Source organism: Candidatus Polarisedimenticolaceae bacterium, from assembly GCA_036376135.1.
Taxonomy (GTDB): Bacteria; Acidobacteriota; Polarisedimenticolia; order Polarisedimenticolales; family DASRJG01; genus DASVAW01.
Genome location: DASVAW010000020.1, coordinates 1 through 18,207, shown reverse-complemented (window position 1 = coordinate 18,207; position 18,207 = coordinate 1). Strand labels below are relative to the sequence as shown.

Genomic DNA, 18,207 nt, shown 5'->3' with positions numbered 1-18,207 from the left:
ACCTACGTCGGCCACAAGCGTTTCTCCCTCGAGGGGGCCGAGACGCTCGTGCCGATGCTCGACGTGCTCCTCGACGACGCCGCCGAGGCGGGGATCGTCGAGGCGGTGATCGGGATGGCTCACCGCGGCCGCCTCAACGTGCTGTGCAACGTGGTCGGGAAGTCGTACGGCGCGATCTTCCGGGAGTTCGAGGGGGAGGTCGACCCCACGAGCGTGCAGGGCTCGGGGGACGTGAAGTACCACCTCGGCGCGACGGGGGTGCATCGCGGGTCCGGGGGGCGCGACGTCGCGCTGACCCTCGCGTCGAATCCGAGCCACCTCGAGGCGGTCGACCCGGTCGTCGAGGGGATGGCCCGCGCGCGGCAGGACGCGATGGGAGACGCGGAGCATCTCAAGGTGCTCCCGGTGCTGATCCACGGCGACGGCGCCTTCGCCGGCCAGGGGGTCGTCGCCGAGACGCTCAACCTCTCCCAGCTCAAGGGATACCGCACCGGCGGCACCGTGCACGTCGTCGTGAACAACCAGATCGGATTCACGACCGGCCCGCGCGACGCGCGCTCGTCCCCCTACGCCACCGACGTCGCGCGCACCGTGCAGGCACCGATCTTCCACGTGAACGGCGACCTCCCCGAGGAGGCGGTCCGCGTGACGCGGCTCGCGCTCGCATTCCGCAACGCGTTCAAGCGCGACGTGGTGATCGACCTCGTCTGTTACCGGCGGTGGGGGCACAACGAGGGGGACGACCCGTCGTACACGAACCCGCGGCTGTACGCGAAGATCGAGCGCCAGCGCTCCGTGCGCAAGCTCTACACGGAGGCGCTCCTCCGGCGGGGCGATCTTTCTCCCGAGGAAGCGGAAGGGGCCCTGCGCGACTTCCAGGAGCGGCTGCGCCTGGCCCACGAGGAGGTGCGCCTCGCCCGCGCCGAAGGACCGGTCGCCGTCCCCGCCGACCGCGAGGACGTGGAGGGGGCCGCGCGGCCGCCCGTCGCGACCGCCGCCGGACGCGACGCCCTGGTCGAGGTGCTCGACGGCCTCGACCGCGTTCCGCCGGGGTTCACGATCCACCCCAAGCTCGGAAAACAGCTCGCGCGGCGCCGCGAGACCTTCGAGGGGGACCGTATCGACTGGGCCCTCGCCGAGGCGCTCGCCCTCGGAACCCTCGTCCTCGACGGCACGCCGGTGCGGCTGGGCGGTCAGGATTCCGGACGCGGCACCTTCAGCCAGCGCCACGCGATCCTCTACGACTTCGAGACCGAGGCGGCCCACACCCCCCTCGCGCAACTGCGGGAGGGCCAGGCCGAGTTCCGGGTGCACGACAGTCTGCTCTCGGAGTTCGCGGTCCTCGGGTTCGACTACGGGTACAGCGTCGCGCGCCCCGACGCGCTCGTCCTCTGGGAGGCGCAGTTCGGCGACTTCGTCAACGGCGGCCAGATCGTGATCGACCAGTTCCTGGCCTCCGCCGAGGAAAAGTGGGGGCAGCGAAGCGGCCTGACGCTCCTGCTCCCCCACGGCTACGAGGGCCAGGGCCCCGAGCACTCCTCCGCGCGCATCGAGCGTTTCCTCCAGTTGTGCGCCCGCGGGAACCTGCGTGTCGCCAACCCGACGACCCCGGCGCAGTATTTCCACCTGCTCCGGCGTCAGGCCCTCGACCCGGAGCGCAAGCCCCTCGTCGTCTTCACGCCGAAGAGCCTGCTGCGGCACAAGGACGCCGTCTCCGCGGCGGGCGAGTTGGCCGGCGGCGGCTTCCGCGAGGTGATCGACGACCCTTCGGCCGACCCGCTCGCGGTCACGCGCGTGGTCCTGTGCTCGGGGAAGGTCGCCTACGACCTCGAGGCGCACCGGCGCGAGCGCGATGCGGCGGCGGTCGCCCTCGTGCGCGTCGAGCAGCTCTATCCGTGGCCCGGCTCGCGGCTCGCGGAGGTGCTGCGGCGTTATCCCGGTCTCGCCGACGTGGTGTGGGCCCAGGAGGAGCCGAGGAACATGGGCGCGTGGTCGTTCGTGGCGGAGCGCGCGGCGCCGCAGATCCCCGTGGGCGTACCGCTGCGTTTCGCGGGTCGCCCCCGCAATCCCAGCCCCGCGACGGGCTCGTATCGACGCCACGCCGCCGAACAGGAGGCCCTCGTGCGCGAGGCGATGACGCCGTGAAGGACACCGGGCGTCCGCGGGTCGTGGTCGTCGGTGCGGGATTCGGCGGGCTGGGCGCGGCGCGCGCGCTCGCGAAGGCGCCGGTCGACGTCGTGCTGATCGACCGCAACAACTATCACCTCTTCCAGCCGTTGCTGTACCAGGTGGCGGTCGCGGGGCTTAACCCCGCCGACATCGCGTACCCCGTGCGCACGATCCTCCGCCGGCAGAAAAACCTCGAGTTCCGCCTGTCCGAGATCCGCGGATTCGACGTCGCCGCGAAGGTCGTGAAGACCACCGACGGCGACGTTCCGTACGACTTCCTGGTCGTCGGGATCGGCGCCGAGACGAATTTCTTCGGCCTCGACGACGTCCGGGCCCACGGCCTCGGACTCAAGGATCTCAACGACGCCCGCAGGATCCGCAACCACGTCATGTACTGCGTGGAGCGCGCGTCGCTCGAGAAGGACGTGACGGCGCGCAACGCCTGGCTGACGCTCGTCGTCGTCGGCGGCGGCCCCACGGGGGTCGAGATGGCGGGGGCGTTCGCGGAGCTCGTGCGCCTCGTCCTCGCGCGCGACTTCCGCCGGCTCGACCTCGACCGCGTGCGCATCGTCCTCCTCGAGGCGGGCGATCGGATCCTCTCGGGGTTCCCCGCCGACCTCAGCCGCGCGGCGATGCACTCGCTCGACGCCAAGCGCGTCGAGGTCCGCCTCGAGCACGTGGTCGAGAACTACGACGGGGAGAAGGTCTACCTGCGCGGGGGCGAGGTGATCCCCGCGAAGACCCTCATCTGGGCCGCCGGGATCCGGCCCTCGTCGATCCTCGAAGGGCTCGGCGCGGAGCTCGACCGCGGCGGACGCGTCCCCGTCGGAGCGACGCTGCAGCTTCCGGGACGTCCGGAGGTCTTCGTCATCGGCGACGCGGCGGCGGTGGATTGGAAAGGCTCGACGCTCCCGCAGGTCGCGCAGCCGGCGATGCAAACCGGCACGCATGCGGGGCGATCCATCGCGCGGCTGGTCTCCGGTCGCGAGCCCGAGCCGTTCCGGTATCTCGACCTCGGCAACCTCGCGACGATCGGCCGCAACGAGGCGATCGCCGACCTCGGGCGCCTGCATTTCACGGGGCTCGCCGCGTGGATCGTCTGGCTGTTCGTGCACCTGATCCAGCTCGTCGGGTTCCGCAACCGCGTGGTCGTGCTCGTCAACTGGATCTGGGACTACTTCGCCTACAAGCGCGCCGCGCCCCTCATCGTGCGGGAGGCCGAACCCCCGCCTGACAAATGACGCGTCGCCCTTGACCCTCGGTCGCGGCGGGTGCTATCCCTCCCGGCCACGGCGGCACCGTCCCACCACATCGCCGCCGCGGCGGAGGATTTCATGGCGGAAACGACCAATCCCTTCGCCATCGCCCAGCGTCAACTCGACGAGGCGGCCAAGCTTCTCAAGCTCGACCCCGCGATCCACGAGTTGCTGCGCTGGCCGCTGCGCGAGCTCCACGTCACGCTTCCCGTCCGCATGGACGACGGCACCGTGAAGGTCTTCCACGGGTTCCGCGTCCAGTACAACGACTCCCGCGGCCCGACGAAGGGCGGCATCCGCTTCCACCCCGACGAGACGATCGACACGGTGCGCGCGCTGGCGGCGTGGATGACGTGGAAGACCTCCGTCGTGGACATCCCGCTGGGCGGCGGCAAGGGCGGGATCATCTGCAACCCGAAGGAGATGTCCCCCGGCGAGCTCGAGCGGCTCGCGCGCGCCTACATCCGGCAGGTCGGCCGCATGCTCGGCCTCGTGCAGGACGTGCCGGCTCCCGACGTCTACACGACCCCGCAGATCATGGCGTGGATGATGGACGAGTTCTCGTTCATGAACGGGCACAACGAGTTCGGCGTGATCACCGGCAAGCCCCTGGAGCTCGGCGGCTCCAAGGGCCGCGGCGACGCGACCGCGCGCGGGGGCATCTACTGCGTCCGCGAGGCCGCGAAGGCCCTCAAGATCGAGCTCAAGGGCGCGACCGCCGCGATCCAGGGATACGGCAACGCCGGCTCCTTCGCGCACTCGCTCGGCAAGGACATCCTCGGCCTGAAGGTGATCGCCGTCTCCGACTCGCGCGGCGGCATCCTCGACCCGAACGGGCTCGACCCGGTCGCGGTGCAGCGCCACAAGGAAGAAACCGGCTCGGTCGTCGGCTTCCCCGGCTCGAAGCCGATCACCAACGAAGCGCTCCTCGAGCTCGACGTGACCGTGCTGTTCCCGTCGGCCCTCGAGAACTGCATCACCGCCGAGAACGCGCCGCGCGTGAAGGCGAAGATCCAGGCCGAGCTCGCCAACGGCCCGACGACCCCCGAGGCCGACCAGATCCTCCACAAGAACGGCGTGTACGTGATCCCCGACTTCCTGTGCAACGCCGGCGGCGTCACCGTCTCCTACTTCGAGATGGTGCAGAACGCCTACCAGTACTACTGGGAGACTCCGCTCGTCCACGAGCGGCTCGACGCCAAGATGACCCACGCCTTCCACGCGGTGCACGACATGGCGATGCGGCACAAGTGCCACAACCGTCTCGCCGCCTACGCCGTCTCGGTGAAGCGCGTCGCCGACGCGGTTCGCCTGCGCGGCTGGGCCTGATACTCTCCGCGTAACCCGATGGGGCGGGGGGCCGATCCGGTCGCGGGTCGGCCCCCCGCCCTTCGCGTTTCACGAAGGGGGATCGAGCCGTGATCGCCGCCGTCGTTCTCGCCGCCGCCTCCGCCGCTCCCGTCCCGCCCGCCGCCGCTCCGGCTCCCGAGTTGCACGCGATGGTCCAGGCCGCGCGAAGCGTGAGCGTCGTGCAGCGCGGGCTTCCGCTCGAAGGCGTCGCGGTGGGAGTCGGCAACCTGACCATCGAGGCGACGCGGGCCACCGCGTTCCCGCTGGTCGACGCGACGAGGACCCCGGTCGGGGTCTTCGTCCAGGGGAAGGGACGCTTCCGCTTCAAGGGAGCCGATCGCACGGCCTCCGAATCGCTCCGGGCGAGCAAGGCCCGCAATGCGTGGAACCTCCCTCTCGAGAACGACACCGTCTCGGGGGAGTTCGTTTCCGTGCTGATCCTGTTCACGGGACCGATGTTCGACGCCTTCCTGAACGGCCCGGCCGCCGGGGGGGGCGCTCCCGCCGCGCTGGACGCCGAGGGGTTCCGCCGCTCGTTCCAGGAGATCGACCGCCTCTGGCTCGCCTGGGACCAGCGTCTCGCGGAGAACCGGCTCGACCCCACGAGCGGGACCTTCGCGGTGGCCTGGTTCGACGCTTCCTCCCCGATCGCGTGGACCTACGACGCCTCACGCCTGTTCCAGGAGGAGCTCTTCTATCCCTTCGGCCGCCCGGAGAGCACGCTCGTCAAGCGGCCGCTCGCGGCGCTTCCGATCGGGGGAGGTCGCGGCGCGCAGCAGCCGCCGTTCGACGTCGCGTCGATGACGGTCGACGTCCTCCAGGACGACCCCAATGCCGGCCACGCCGTATCGACCTTCGGCCTGCGCGTCGCCCGCAACGGCGCCCGCCTGGCCCGTTTCCAGCTCACGAGCCTCGACTCGATCGCCCGGGCGAACAACGGGCTTCCCGCTCCCCTGCGCGAGATCATCGCGGTCGAGCGCGTCGAGGATGCCTCCGGGAACCCGCTGGTCTACTGGCACGAGTGGAGCAAGCTGATCGTCGACCTCGGTGCGCGCCGCCGCGCGGGCGACGTCGTCCAGATCACGGTGCGCACGCGTCGCAAGGAGCCGGGGGGGCTCATCGCGCGGCGGGGGAAGGGAGCGGGCGGCACCGTCCCGCCGGGAGAGTTCGTCCCTTACCTCGACAACGCCGCGTCCTGGCGCGCGATCCCGATCGACGTCGCGGCCCGCGTGGACGAGCCGTACCGGCTGGCCTTCGCCGGAATGCCCGAGCCCGGCCCCGCCGCGGACGGCCGGCGCACCTTCCGGGTCACGGCCGAGATCGCGCCCCAGGCGATGTGGCTGGGGATCGTAAGGGACGTCCTGCTCCTGCGCGGGGGCACGGACGCCCTCCCGATCGCGCTCAACTACTCCCCCGGAACCGTTCCGCTCCACGCGGAACGGACGATGCAGCGCGCCGGAACCTGGTCCGCCTGGCTCGCCCAGCGACTGGGGCCGTACCCGGACCCGCGCCTCGAGATCGACGCCGTGGGGAACCTCTGGACCACCGCGGGAACCGTCTCCCTTTCCGAGATCGGGCTGGCGTCCCCCTCGGCGTGTCCGATCTCCGAGGATTTCGCCTCGGCCGACCTCGCCGGATCGATCGCGGCGCGGTGGCTCACGGCCCGCGCCGAGCCCGCCGACGACCGCACGCGGATCTTCGTGCGCGAGCTCGCCGACTACCTCGGCGACGCCGTGATCGACGCGACCGACTCACCGGAGGGCGGTTCTTGCCTCGAGCGGCGTCGCGACGACTGGAAGATGCGGATCGGACGCTGCCGGTGGTCCGGCCCGGTCGAGGGCGCCTGGGATCTCTACATCGCCGCCGACTCGGATTGCGTCGTCGGCCGGCGCGCCGCCTACGGTCTCGACCTGATCCGTACCAAGCTCGGCGACGACGCGTTCTTCGGCGCGATCCGACGCGCCCTCGAGTCGGCGAACTCCGCGGGACGATCGATCACGCTCGACGACGTCGCGCGCGAGTCGGGTTCGCCCGCGTTGTGGGACGCCGTCTTCCGCCGCTTCGACGCCACGCCCGTCCTCGTTCGTGAGGGCTTGTAACGCCGCTGCGAAGTGCGGGGAACCCATCCCCCCGGACCCCTGGCGCACGTTACGGGGTCCGGGGGGATGGGTTCCCCGCTGGACGCGGCGGCGTCATTCGAGCCAGCACAACGCTTCGCCGGCCTCGCCGTCCATCGCGAGATGGAGCAGGCGCCCCGGGGCGGCGTCGGCGACGGGGATCACGCGCACGACGCGTTCGTAAGCCGCGTCGCGCGGCGAGATGCGCGACAACGCGTTGTCCGAGAAGCGGAAGAACCCCTCGCTGAAGACCGTCGTCTCCTCGTCGGGGTAGAGCGCGAGGTAATAGATCCCGTCCTCGACGAGGTCCTGGAAGAAGTGGGTCCCGTAGGAGACCTCGGGGACGTAGTCCCCGGTCCGGTAGGCGACCTCGACGAGCACGGCGCAGTGGTTGATGTCGGCGTACGAGACCTTGACCCCCAGGCGCGAGTCGACGCTCCCCCACCGCCCCGGCCCCATCAGCACGAAGGTCTTCCCCTCGAGGGCGTCGTTCACCCGCGCGACCACGCGCGCGACCTCGTTTCTCGCCTCGGCCGACGGGAGGCCGTCGTAGGCGCGGGGATCGACGAAAACCACGTAGTCGATCGCGCGGACGTCCCCCGAGCGCACGAGGCCGCGCGTCGAGAACAGCTGCTTCTCGCGCGCGATGCCGCGGGGGATCCCGCGCGACACCCCCGCCTCCGCCTGCACGAGGGGGCGGCACTGCAGCAGGTAGAACTTCCCGTCCACCGAGGCGAACTCGATGTTCACCGGGCAGTCGTAGGCCTCCTCGAGGCGCTGCAGGCGCTCTTTCATCAGGGCGGCGAAACGCGTGCGGCCGAGCAGCTTGTCGAAGGTGAGGACGAGCTTGTCGGCCGGGACGCCGTGCAGGACGCCGGTCGGCTCGACGATCGCGTCGCGCGTCCGCACCGACGCAGCCTCCTCGAGTCCGTGCGCCCCGTCCCCCTCGGCGAGGAGGTCGGCGAGGCCGACGGTCCGGAACGCGTCGGCCGCGAGGTCGACGACGTCGACCTGCTTCTGGCTGTAACGGGCGACGTGCGCGGGGGTGACCTCGGGCCGCAGCCGCGGGGCCCCCAGCGCCACCATCCGCGAGTGGTCGTTGCCGGTGCGGTCCACCGCGCGCGTCCCCAGGCCGTAGACCATGCGCGCGACGCCGTCCTCCCCCTTCAGGCGCGGCGACCAGCGGTACTCGTTGCGCGAGAACCCCACGCCGCCGCAGTCGGGGAAGTAGTAGCGGCCGTGGGGCCGCCCGACGACCGTCTGGATGAGGATCGCCATGTCCTCCTGGTAGTCGACGAGGTCGTGGCGACGACGGTACAGGAGCGGATTCGGCGCGAGGGTGGAGGCGTAAACCTCCGCGATCGCGTTGAGCAGCGCCCGGAGGCGCTCCCGGCGCGGCCCCTGGTTCCCGAGGAAGATGCTCGCGTACATCCCGGAGAAGGCCGCGCCGAAACGGTCCTCGAGCAGGCTCGAGCTCCGGACGATCACCGGGCGCTGGCCGATCCGCTCGAGGAGGTGATCGAGCTTGCCGACGATCTCGTGCGGGAACTCGCCGTTGCGGAACAGCTCCCGGATCAGCGGGAACTCGGTGCGGATCTCCTCGGGGTCCTTGTATTTCTGGCTCTGGTACTCGTCGAGGCGGTTGTGGCGGATGAACGCCTCGATGACGTCGGAGCGGAGGAACCAGGACTCGGGAAGGTGCACGTCGGCGACGGGGCTGCCGGCGTGTTCCTTGCTCGCGCCCTGGAGGATCTTCCAGCCGAGGTACATCCCGGCGGCCTTCCCTCCGATCCTCCCCTGCCCCCGGTCGAACCCGACGATCCGGTCGAGGATCCAGTCGAAGTCGGCGGTCCCGAGGAAACGCTTGGCGACCCCGATGAACTCCAGCTGGTCGCTGATGAAGTGGCGGGTGAGGGTGACGCGGATCCCCGTCGTCTGCGCGGGGGCGAGGGTCTCGTCTCCACGCGGGAGGCCGGCGAACCGGCGCACCGCCGCCGAGAGCACCCCGTAGGGAATGTCGGGAAGCGCCGCGAGGCTCTCGAGGCTCTCGGCCTCCTCGCGCCGCCGGAGCGCGTCCACCACGTCCTGGACCTGCTCGGGGCTCATGACGGTCGCGGCGCGCTCGAAAACGACCGCCTGCAGCGCGATCCGGTCCTCGGGCTCGGCCGGGACGTCCGCCGGGCGATTCGGGTCGTCCTCCTGCGGGAGATCGCGGCCGATGCGCGACCGCGCGTCCCGGTAGAGGTCCTCGATCGCGGCGTGTCCCTCGCGGTGGAGCCAGACGATGAGGCGGCGGGCCAATCGGTCGGCGAAGTCGGGGCGCTTGGCCAGCACGTCGTCGAACTTTGCCCGGGTGTCCTCGCGAGGTTCGGCCATGCGCGCCATTATGATCCGCCTTCAGGGAGGAGTGCATGCCCGTCCCGCCGTTCAACCAGTACCTCGGGGTCGAGCTCGATCGCATGGAGAAGGGCGAGGCCGAGGCTTCGCTGGTCGTCGGTCCCCACCACCTCAACGGTCGCGGGGTCGCCCACGGCGGCGTGATCTCCGCGCTGCTCGACACCGTCCTCGGCGCCGCGGTGATCGCGTCGATCCCGAAGGAGTGGTGGTGCGCGACGATCTCGCTCTCGGTGCAGTTCCTCGAGGGGGCGCGCGAGGGGCGCATCGTCTCCTCCGGCAAGGTCGTCCGGCGCGGCAAGCGCGTCGCGTTCGCCGATGGCGAGGTGCGCGACGCGACGGGGCGCCTGCTCGCGACCGCGAGCGGGTCGTGGCACCTGTGGCCCTTCCGCCCGGGCATGGCCGCTCCCGCGGAGACGACGCCCTTCGTCGTGATGCGCGGCACCGGGGAGCGCATCCCGGTCGGGAAGATCCTCTGCGTGGGCCGGAACTACGCCGATCACGTGAAGGAGATGGGGAACGCCGCGGGGGTGCCGCCGGTGCTGTTCCTCAAGCCGCCGTCGGCGATCGTCCACGACGGGGGCGTGGTGCGGATCCCCGAGGGGACCGCCGACGTGCACCACGAGGTGGAGATGGTCGTCGTGATCGGCAAGACCGGACGAGCGATCGCCGAGTCCGCCGCCATGGAGCACGTCCTCGGCTACGCCGTCGGCCTCGACCTCACCGCCCGGGACGTGCAGGCGGAGGCGAAGAAAAAAGGCGAGCCCTGGACCCTCGCGAAGGGGTTCGACGGCTCGGCGCCGGTCTCCACGGTCGCGCCGCGGGCCGAGGTCGGCGACGGATCGGGGCTGAGGCTGTCGGTCGAGGTCTCCGGTGCGACCCGCCAGGACGACACGACCTCGAAGATGATCCACGGCGTCGCCTCCCTCGTCGCGCTGGCCTCGCGCTGGATCACCCTCGAGCGCGGCGACCTGCTCTTCACCGGCACGCCGTCGGGGGTCGGACCGGTGAAGGCCGGCGACGTCGCGGTCGCCCGGCTCGAGAAGGTGGGAGAGGTGCGGGTCCGCGTCGAAGGCTGAACTCGACGTACACTCCGTCGACTTTCTCCGGGGGGGGCCCGACCCATGCGTCCGATCGTCGTCGTGTTGTCGTCGATTCTGCTCTTCTCGTCCGTACGCGCCGGGGGGCCCTACCTGCGCCTCAAGTCCGGCACCTTCGACCCGCTCGCCTCCACGTCGCCGGCCGCGCAGGAGGAGGCGGGGGGGTATTTCGTCGCGCAGTTCCGATCGGCGATCGACCCGGCGCTCCTGTCCCGGGTGCGCCGGGCCGGGGGCGAGCCGCTCCAGTACGTTCCCGACGGCGCGTACGTGCTTCGCGTCGCGCCCGGCCGCCAGGCGGCGGTGCGGGCACTGGCGGACGTAAGGTGGCTCGGGCCGGTGGAGCCCGGCTGGAAGATCGCACCGGATCTCGGGACACGCCCCTTCGCCGACCCGGCCCGGCGCGCGGGGACGCTGCTCTTCGCGACGCTCGACCTTTTCGACGGCGAGGACGCGGAACGCGCCGCCGCGGCCGTCGCCGCGGCCGGGGTGGAGGTCCTGCAGGTCGTGCGGTTCGAGCGCTACGCGCGCCTGAAGGCCCGCGGGAGCCGCGCCGCGCTCGAGGCGGCGGCGCGGGTCCCCGCCGTCTCCTGGATCGAGGAGGCGGCCGAGATCACCATGCGCAACAACACGACGCGGTGGGTGATCCAGACCGACGTCGTCGCCTCGACCACCGTCTGGGACCGGGGCCTGCACGGCGAGGGGCAGGTCGTCGGCCACATCGACGGTCGCATCGACATGAACTCCTGTTTCTTCCGGGACGCGGCGAACAACACCCCCGGCCCGACCCATCGCAAGGTCGTCGCCTACCGCTCCGCGTCCGGGCTCGGTGCGGACTCGCACGGCACCCACACGGCGGGGACGTCGGCGGGAGACCAGGCCCCGCTCAACGGCACGTTCGATTCGAACGGCAACGCCTACGCGGCGAAGATCTCCCACTCGAACCTGAGCGACATCGACGGATCGGGGTCCGCCCCGTCGAACCTCTACGCCTACCTCGACGCCGCCCACGCCGACGGCGCCCGGGTCCACACCAACTCCTGGGGAGACGACGGCACGACCGCCTACACCTCGTGGTGCGTGGACATCGACCGCTTCGCGTACGACCGCGAGGAGTCGCTCGTGTTGTTCGCGGTCACGAACACCTCGACGTTGAAGACGCCGGAGAACGCCAAGAACGTGCTGGCGGTCGGGGCCTCGGCGAACGGCACCTCGAACGACAACTTCTGCTCGGGGGGGCGCGGCCCCACGAACGACGGCCGGCGCAAGCCGGAGATCTTCGCCCCCGGGTGCTCGATCGTCTCGGCGCGCTCGAGCAGCGCCTGCTCCACCACCTCGAACACCGGGACGTCGATGGCCTGTCCGGCGGTGACGGCGGCGGGCGCGCTCGCGCGGCAGTACTTCGTGGACGGGTGGTACCCCTCCGGCGCGCCGAACGCCGCCGACGGGTTCGTGCCGACCGGAGCGCTGATCAAGGCGACCCTCCTGAACTCGGCCGTGGACATGACCGGCATCGCGAACTTCCCGAGCGACCAGGAAGGCTGGGGGCGCGTGCTCCTCGAGAACGCGCTGCACTTCGACGGCGACCTCCGGAGGCTCGCGGTGCTCGACGACGTGCGCAACACGGCCGGCCTCGCGACGTCGGGGACCGCCGAGTACCCGCTCGAGGTCGGTGGGGGCGCCGAGTCGCTCAAGGTCACGCTCGTGTGGACCGAGCCCCCCGCGGCGCTGCTCGCGGCCGCCGCGACGGTCAACAACCTCGACCTCGAGGTCGTCTCCCCTTCCGGGACGACCTACCTCGGCAACGTCTTCGATCCGTCGCAGGGACGGTCGATCGCCGGCGGATCCGCGGATCCGCGCAACAACGTGGAGCAGGTCCTCCTGCCGGCGGCGGAGGCTGGAACCTGGACGGTTCGCGTCAAGGGCGCGGCCGTCAACCAGGGGCTGCAGGGCTACGCCCTCGTCGCCGCCGGCGACGTCGTCCCGGTCGTCACCGCGCTGCGTTACGCATCGCACGCGATCGACGATTCGGGGTCCCTCGGGAACGGCGACGGCGCGGCGGACCCCGGCGAGACGGTCGTCGTCCCGGTGACGCTCAAGAACACCGACGACGCCGCGGCGACGGGCGTCGCCGGGCGGCTGTCCGTCGATCCGTCCCTGGCGGCGGCGACGCGCGACACGGCGACCTGGCCGACGATCGGGGCGGGAGCGCAGGCCATCTCGAACCCGCCGCATTACCGCGTGACCGTCGACCCGTCGGCGACCTGCGGGACGAGGCTGACGTTCCGCATCGACGCGAGCTCGGGTCTGGGCGAGGACGCGGCGAGCTTCGGGGTGGACGTCGGGCGCCTGTCGAAGGGATTCCCCGCGACGGGGCTCCCCCTGACCGTACCCAAGAAGTCCGCCGCCGGGGCCTCCTCGACGATCACGGTCTCGGACGCGTTCACCCTGCGCAACGTGAGCGTGAGCGTCGACGTCGCCCACGCCGACGTGGGCGAGCTCGTCGTCACCCTGCGATCGCCCGCGGGGACCCTCGTGACCCTCCACGACCGCTCGCGGGCGGGAACCGCCGATCTCGTCGTGACCTACGACCGCGACCGGGCCCCCGACGGCCCCGGCTCCCTCGACGACTTCAACGGGCAGGGCTCGCAGGGGACCTGGACCCTCACGGTCGTCGACAACGTGGGGGGCGGGAATCCCGCCGGTTCGATCCGCGCCTTCTCCCTCGATCTCGAGTCGAGCGCCCCGATCTCCTGCACGCCGCTGTCGTGCGGGAGTCCCGCGCCGGGACCGGTCCCGGCGACCCTGGGCGTCGCCCTGGAGAACGCGACGGACCTCCGCCTGAGCTGGGACGCCGTGCCCGGCGCGGCGTCGTACCGCATCTGGCGATCCCCGACGCCGGACTTCGCGAGCCAGTCGCTGGCGGGGACCTCGGCGGCCACGACCTTCGTGGACGCCGGCGCGGCCGGAAGCGGCGTCGACGCGTATTATCGCGTCCGAGCGGTGAACGCGTGCGAGTGGCAGGGCCCTTGACCGTCCTCCTCACCGGCGCCTCGTCCGGGATCGGCCGCGCGTCGGCTCTCGCCTTCGCCCGGGACGGCGCGAAGGTCCTGGCCGTCGCGCGCGACGCGGCGCGCCTCGCGGCGCTCGCGGCCGAGCTCCCCGGCCGCATCGTTCCCCTCCCAGCCGACGTCGCGGACGGCGCGTCGATGGAGGCGCTCGCCGCGAAGGTCCTCGCCGAACACGGCGTCCCCGACGTGGTGGTGGCGAACGCGGGGATGGGACACGACGCCCGGTTCGAGGCGACGTCGGACGAGGCGCTCCGGAGGCTGTTCGAGCTGAACGTCTTCGGGGTGTGGCGGACGGTCCGGCCGTTCCTTCCGGGGATGCGCGAGCGGGGGGCGGGACGGATCGTGATCGTGTCGTCGGTCGTCGGCAAGCGCGGGACGCCGAACTACAGCGCCTACTCGGCGTCGAAGTTCGCGCTGCACGGGGCGGCCGACGCCCTGAGGTCGGAGCTGTGGGGCACGGGGGTGAGCGTCGGCCTCGTCTGTCCGTCCTCGACGACCACGGAGTTCCAGCAGCGGATCGTCCGCGAAGGGGTCCCGCAGAAGCGGGTCCGGGTCGCGTCGCACACCCCCGAGTCGGTGGCCGTCGCGATCGTCCGGATGGCGTCGTCCACGCGGCGGGAGATCGTGTTGTCGGCGGAGGGGCGCGCGATGCACGTCCTCAACCGCATCGCGCCGCGGCTGATGGACTGGATCCTGTGGCGGACGCTGGTCAAAGGTTAATTTCGCCTCCGGCGCGGCCGTCGTAGACTCGGGGCATCCTCAAACCTGCGGACAGGGGGGATCCGACATGCTCCGACCCGCCCGCCTCGTCGCCTTGCTCGCCATCGCGTTCGCTTCCGAGGGCGACGCCGCCGTCAAGTCGAAGCTCGTCGTCAAGCCGGGTCCCGCGACGATCTCCGCGGAGGAGGCGGCCCTCGCGGCCGCCGACGCCGGGGAACACGCCGTCGTCCTCGCCGACGAGACGATCCGCACCGACATGAGCGGGATCGAGTGCGAGATCGAGCACCACTTCCGCGCGAAGATCCTCACCAACGAGGGCCGCGCCCTCGCGGACATCGAGATCCCGGCGATCCGCGAGTACACCTCCATCAAGAGGTGGTGGGGACGGGTCCTGCTCCCCGACGGGAAGGTCCTCGAGCTCCCCCAGGAGGAGCTCGCGCGGCAGAGCCTCATGAAGTCGAAGCTCGGCGAGGTGCAGTCCATCCGCGCGGCGCTTCCGGGCGTCGTTCCCGGAGCGATCGTCGACTACGGATGGACCATCCGGTCGGTCCCGACCTTCTACGACCGCGTCGAGATCCAGCGGCGCTATCGCGTGGTCTCGGCCCGCTACGGCTGGCGGCCGATGAACGTCCTGCCGGCGGGGTTCCGCGTCACCCGCTCCGAAGGGCGCCAAGTGGAGGTCGAGCGCGACCCCGCGGGCGTCTGGGTCGGCGCGCGCGACCTCCCGCCGGTCGTGGAGGAGCCGGAAATGCCGCCGCTGCCGGAAGTCCAGACCGCCGTCCACCTCTACTACGGGTTCCCCGAGGACGGCCGCGACGATTACTGGGGAGGGATCGCCCAGCGCAGCGAAACGAGCGTGAAGGCCTTCAACCGTCCCGCCGTCCTGCGCGACGCGATCGCACGCATGAACCTCCCCGCCGGAGCGCCGCTTCAGGAACGGCTCCTCGCCGCCCACGCATGGCTCGAGGCCAACGTGAGGCGCAGCGACCTGCGCTCCTCGGAGGAGGTCGAGCTCTCCGGGGACGACGATCGGGACAGCGCCGAGCAGGCGAAGAAGGTTCTCGCCGCCGGCGAGGGCACCGCGCGCGACCTCGACTGGCTCTTCCTGGGGATTGCGCGCGAGCTCGGGGCCTCGGCGCGCCTCGTCTACGTCGCGGACCGGCGCTCGAACTACTTCGACCCCGCGCTGCGGACGCTCTACCAGTTCGCAGCCACGATCGTCGCGGTGGGCGCTCCCGACACCCCCCTCGAGAAGTGGGCCCTCGTCGACGCGGGGTCCGGCCTCCCCTACGGCGAGGTGCCCTGGTACTTCACCGGCATCGCGGGCCTCGTGGCGACCGGAAAGAAGGCCGACACCGTGATGATCCCCCCCAGCGCGGCGAGCCGGAACCTGTCCGCGACGACCGGGACGGTGAAGTTCGTCGACGGCAACGAGGCGATCGTCTCCTCCTGGTCCCGCACCGCCAAGGGACAGCACGGATTCGACGAGCGACGCTATCTGCGCGACCTCGACCCCGCGGAGCGCCGCGAGCGGCTCCGCGAGCTGTGCGGGGAGTCCGGCGGGGCCGAGGTCCTCGTCGCCGAGGCTCCGGGACTCGAGCGGCCCGCCGGCAGCCTCGAGCTGCGCTGCGAACTGGAGCGCGATCCCGGCGGGATCGACGACCGGATCGTCCAGTACAGCTACGGGCTGGGAGGCCCCTGGTTCGAGTGGATCCCCGACTACCCCGACGACCGCCGGGTCCACCCGATCGTCTTCCGCTTCCCGAAGGCCGACGTCGGGACGATGACCTTCGAGTCCCCGGAGGGATTCGAGCCCGGCGAGCCGCCGCCGCCGGTGGTCCTCAACGGCCGTCTCGCCGACTACACGCTCACCGTCGAGAAGGAGGAGCGCGCGTTCAAGGTCTCGCGGAGCTTCGTGCTGAAGGCGCTGGTCGTCCCGCCGTCGGACTACGCGGAGTTCCGCTCGTTCCTCGAGAAGGTGCGGGAGGCCGATCGCGCCTCCTTGACCTTCCGTCGAACCCGGGGAGCGCAGTGACGGGCCGGTCCGCGGCGGCTGCGCTCGCGCTCGTCGCACTCGCGCCGATCGCTCCCGCGCGTGCCGCTCGCGTTCCCGACTGGGTGCGCGTCGCGGCGGACTCCGCCCCGCCCCTCCCGGAGGGGGTCGCCGAGCACCCGGCCCTCGTTCTCTCCCTCGACGTGCGGCTCGAGGTCGGCCCGAACGGGTCCTACCGCATCCGGCAGCGCCGCATCGTCCAGGCGCTGCGCGTGCGCGCGCAGGGGGTCGGGGTCGGGAGCTTCTACGCGGGCGGGGAGCGCAAGGTCGCGCGCTCCCAGGCGTGGCACCTGCCTCCCGACGACAAGGCGCAGAAGACCCGTGAGGCCTTCGAGGTCACCCTGAGCGACTCGTTCCTCTCCGACGACGCCAGCCGCGTGGTCGCGGTGGACGGGGTGAAGAAGGGGAGCGTCGTCGCGTTCGAGTTCGAGGCGACGGAACGGCCGTGGACGCTCACCGAGAGGATCGCCCTCTCCGACCCGGAGGGCCCGATTCGCGACGTGCGCGTGGAAATCGTCCACCCCGCCGGCTGGACGGTCCGCCACGCCTGGCTCGGCGGGACCGGCGCGGAGCCCTCGCGGACGCCGGTCGGGGCCGTCTTCGAGCTCCGCGACGTCCCCCCCATTCCCGAGAACGACATCCCACTCGGCCCCGACCCCGCGGAGTCGGCCCTGCGGCTGGTCCTCGGTTTCGATCCGCCCGAGGGGGCCGCGACCTCAGCACCACCCCTGCGCGGGTGGGAGGACCTCGCGCGGTGGTTCTCGAAGACCGCAGCCGGGAGCGCGATCCCGGGCGAGGAGGTCCGTCGGGCCGCCGCGCAGGTGCCGCTCGCGAAGGGCGACTTCGCGCGCGACGTCGAGGCGGCCGGACGCTTCGTGCGCGACCGCGTCCGCTACATCACCCAGGACGTCGGGATCGGCGGCTATCGCCCGCGGCCCGCGGAGGAGACGGTCCGCACCCTGTACGGCGACTGCAAGGACAAGGGAACGCTCCTGCAGTCGATCCTCGAGACGGCCTCGATCCGCGCGCACCCGGTCCTTGTCCACGCCACACAGTTCGGGACCGTCGCGCGCGACGTCCCCGATCTCGCCGCCTTCAACCATCTCGTCGCCGCGGTGGAGGTCCCCGACGGGACGTCGCTTCCGCCCGGATGGGAGGACGCCACGATCCCGGGAAGGGGGTCCGCGCGCCTGCTCATCGTCGACGCCACCGACGACCGCGCGTCGATCGGCTGGATCCCCGCGGGGCTGTCGGGCAAGACCGCCCTCGTCGTCGACGGCGAGGGCGGGCGGCTCGTCGACCTGCCGCTCCACCCTCCGCGGATGCACCGCGTCGAGCGCCGGCTGGAGCTCGAGCGCCAGCCCGACGGCGGATGGCGGGCGGCCGACCGGCGCCTGGCCTTCGGCGAGTACGCGGCGATCGCGCGCGCGGAGCACCGCAACGACCCGTCGGCGCGCCGGAGGGACCGCGAGTCCGACCTCCGTCACCGGTGGCCCGCCGCGTCGGTGGAGTCGTACACGGTGCGGGGCGAAACCCCCGAGGGGGCGTTCGAGGACGTCCTGGCGTTCACCCTCCCCTCCCTCGGGAACGACGCCCCTTTCTCGACGTTCTGGGCGGCGATGGACGAGCTCCCCAAGCCCAGTCTTCGCCGCCGCCAGGAGCCGGTGGTCTTCGGCTTCCCGCGCACGCTCGTCGTCGAGAGCGTCGTGCCGGGCTGGCCCGCGGCGGCCCCCCTCCCCGACCCCGTCGTCGAGCGCGGCGAGGGCTGGACGGTGGAGTCCCGCTTCGAGCGGGTCGACGGCGGGGTGCGCGGGCGGCTCGACGCGCGCCTCGAGCGGACGCGGTTCGCCCCCGACGCCTTCCCGGAGCTCAAGCGGTTCTACGACGCGATCGCGGCGGCGCAATCGACACCGATCCCGGTCGGATGGTGAGCGCGCGGGCCGTCTTCGCGATCGTCGGAGTGCTGGGGACCGGCGCGGG

10 protein-coding genes are annotated in these 18,207 nt (G+C 71.9%); 9 read left to right on the top strand and 1 reads right to left on the bottom strand.

The features are described from left to right. The 4 genes from VF139_01965 to VF139_01950 all read left to right on the top strand — a co-directional run. A partial coding sequence (locus VF139_01965) for a multifunctional oxoglutarate decarboxylase/oxoglutarate dehydrogenase thiamine pyrophosphate-binding subunit/dihydrolipoyllysine-residue succinyltransferase subunit (protein HEX6850144.1) occupies positions 1 to 2,145 on the top strand: 2,145 nt, incomplete at its 5' end. Continuing rightward, positions 2,142 to 3,410 carry an NAD(P)/FAD-dependent oxidoreductase gene (locus VF139_01960; protein HEX6850143.1) on the top strand — a complete coding sequence of 423 codons (1,269 nt, stop codon included), beginning with the start codon at positions 2,142 to 2,144 and terminating at the stop codon, positions 3,408 to 3,410. The genes VF139_01965 and VF139_01960, both read left to right, overlap by 4 nt. A gap of 93 nt (positions 3,411 to 3,503) precedes the next feature. Further along, positions 3,504 to 4,754 carry a Glu/Leu/Phe/Val dehydrogenase gene (locus VF139_01955; GenBank protein HEX6850142.1) on the top strand — a complete coding sequence of 417 codons (1,251 nt, stop codon included), beginning with the start codon at positions 3,504 to 3,506 and terminating at the stop codon, positions 4,752 to 4,754. An 89-nt stretch (positions 4,755 to 4,843) separates the two neighbouring features. Continuing rightward, positions 4,844 to 6,874, top strand: a complete 2,031-nt coding sequence (locus VF139_01950; protein HEX6850141.1) for a hypothetical protein — start codon at positions 4,844 to 4,846, stop codon at positions 6,872 to 6,874. A 93-nt stretch (positions 6,875 to 6,967) separates the two neighbouring features. Here VF139_01950 and VF139_01945 read toward each other — a convergent pair whose 3' ends face one another. Further along, positions 6,968 to 9,268 (bottom strand): PEP/pyruvate-binding domain-containing protein, encoded by a 2,301-nt coding sequence (locus tag VF139_01945; GenBank protein ID HEX6850140.1) that lies wholly within the window; start codon positions 9,266 to 9,268, stop codon positions 6,968 to 6,970. A 35-nt stretch (positions 9,269 to 9,303) separates the two neighbouring features. On the opposite strand from VF139_01945, the gene VF139_01940 reads away from it, so the two are divergent. The 5 genes from VF139_01940 to VF139_01920 all read left to right on the top strand — a co-directional run bounded on the left by VF139_01940 (position 9,304) and on the right by VF139_01920 (position 18,158). Then, positions 9,304 to 10,365 (top strand): fumarylacetoacetate hydrolase family protein, encoded by a 1,062-nt coding sequence (locus VF139_01940; protein HEX6850139.1) that lies wholly within the window; start codon positions 9,304 to 9,306, stop codon positions 10,363 to 10,365. Positions 10,366 to 10,410: 45 nt separating this feature from the next. Then, positions 10,411 to 13,416, top strand: a complete 3,006-nt coding sequence (locus VF139_01935) for a S8 family serine peptidase (GenBank protein ID HEX6850138.1) — start codon at positions 10,411 to 10,413, stop codon at positions 13,414 to 13,416. Beyond that, positions 13,413 to 14,174, top strand: coding sequence for an SDR family NAD(P)-dependent oxidoreductase (locus tag VF139_01930; protein HEX6850137.1), 762 nt, complete (start codon positions 13,413 to 13,415; stop codon positions 14,172 to 14,174). The genes VF139_01935 and VF139_01930 overlap by 4 nt, the downstream gene beginning before the upstream one ends. Before the next feature lie 67 nt (positions 14,175 to 14,241). Then, complete coding sequence (locus tag VF139_01925; protein HEX6850136.1) at positions 14,242 to 16,209, top strand: hypothetical protein; 1,968 nt, start codon at positions 14,242 to 14,244, stop codon at positions 16,207 to 16,209. Next, complete coding sequence (locus VF139_01920; protein HEX6850135.1) at positions 16,206 to 18,158, top strand: hypothetical protein; 1,953 nt, start codon at positions 16,206 to 16,208, stop codon at positions 18,156 to 18,158. The genes VF139_01925 and VF139_01920 overlap by 4 nt, the downstream gene beginning before the upstream one ends. Positions 18,159 to 18,207 lie beyond the last annotated feature (49 nt).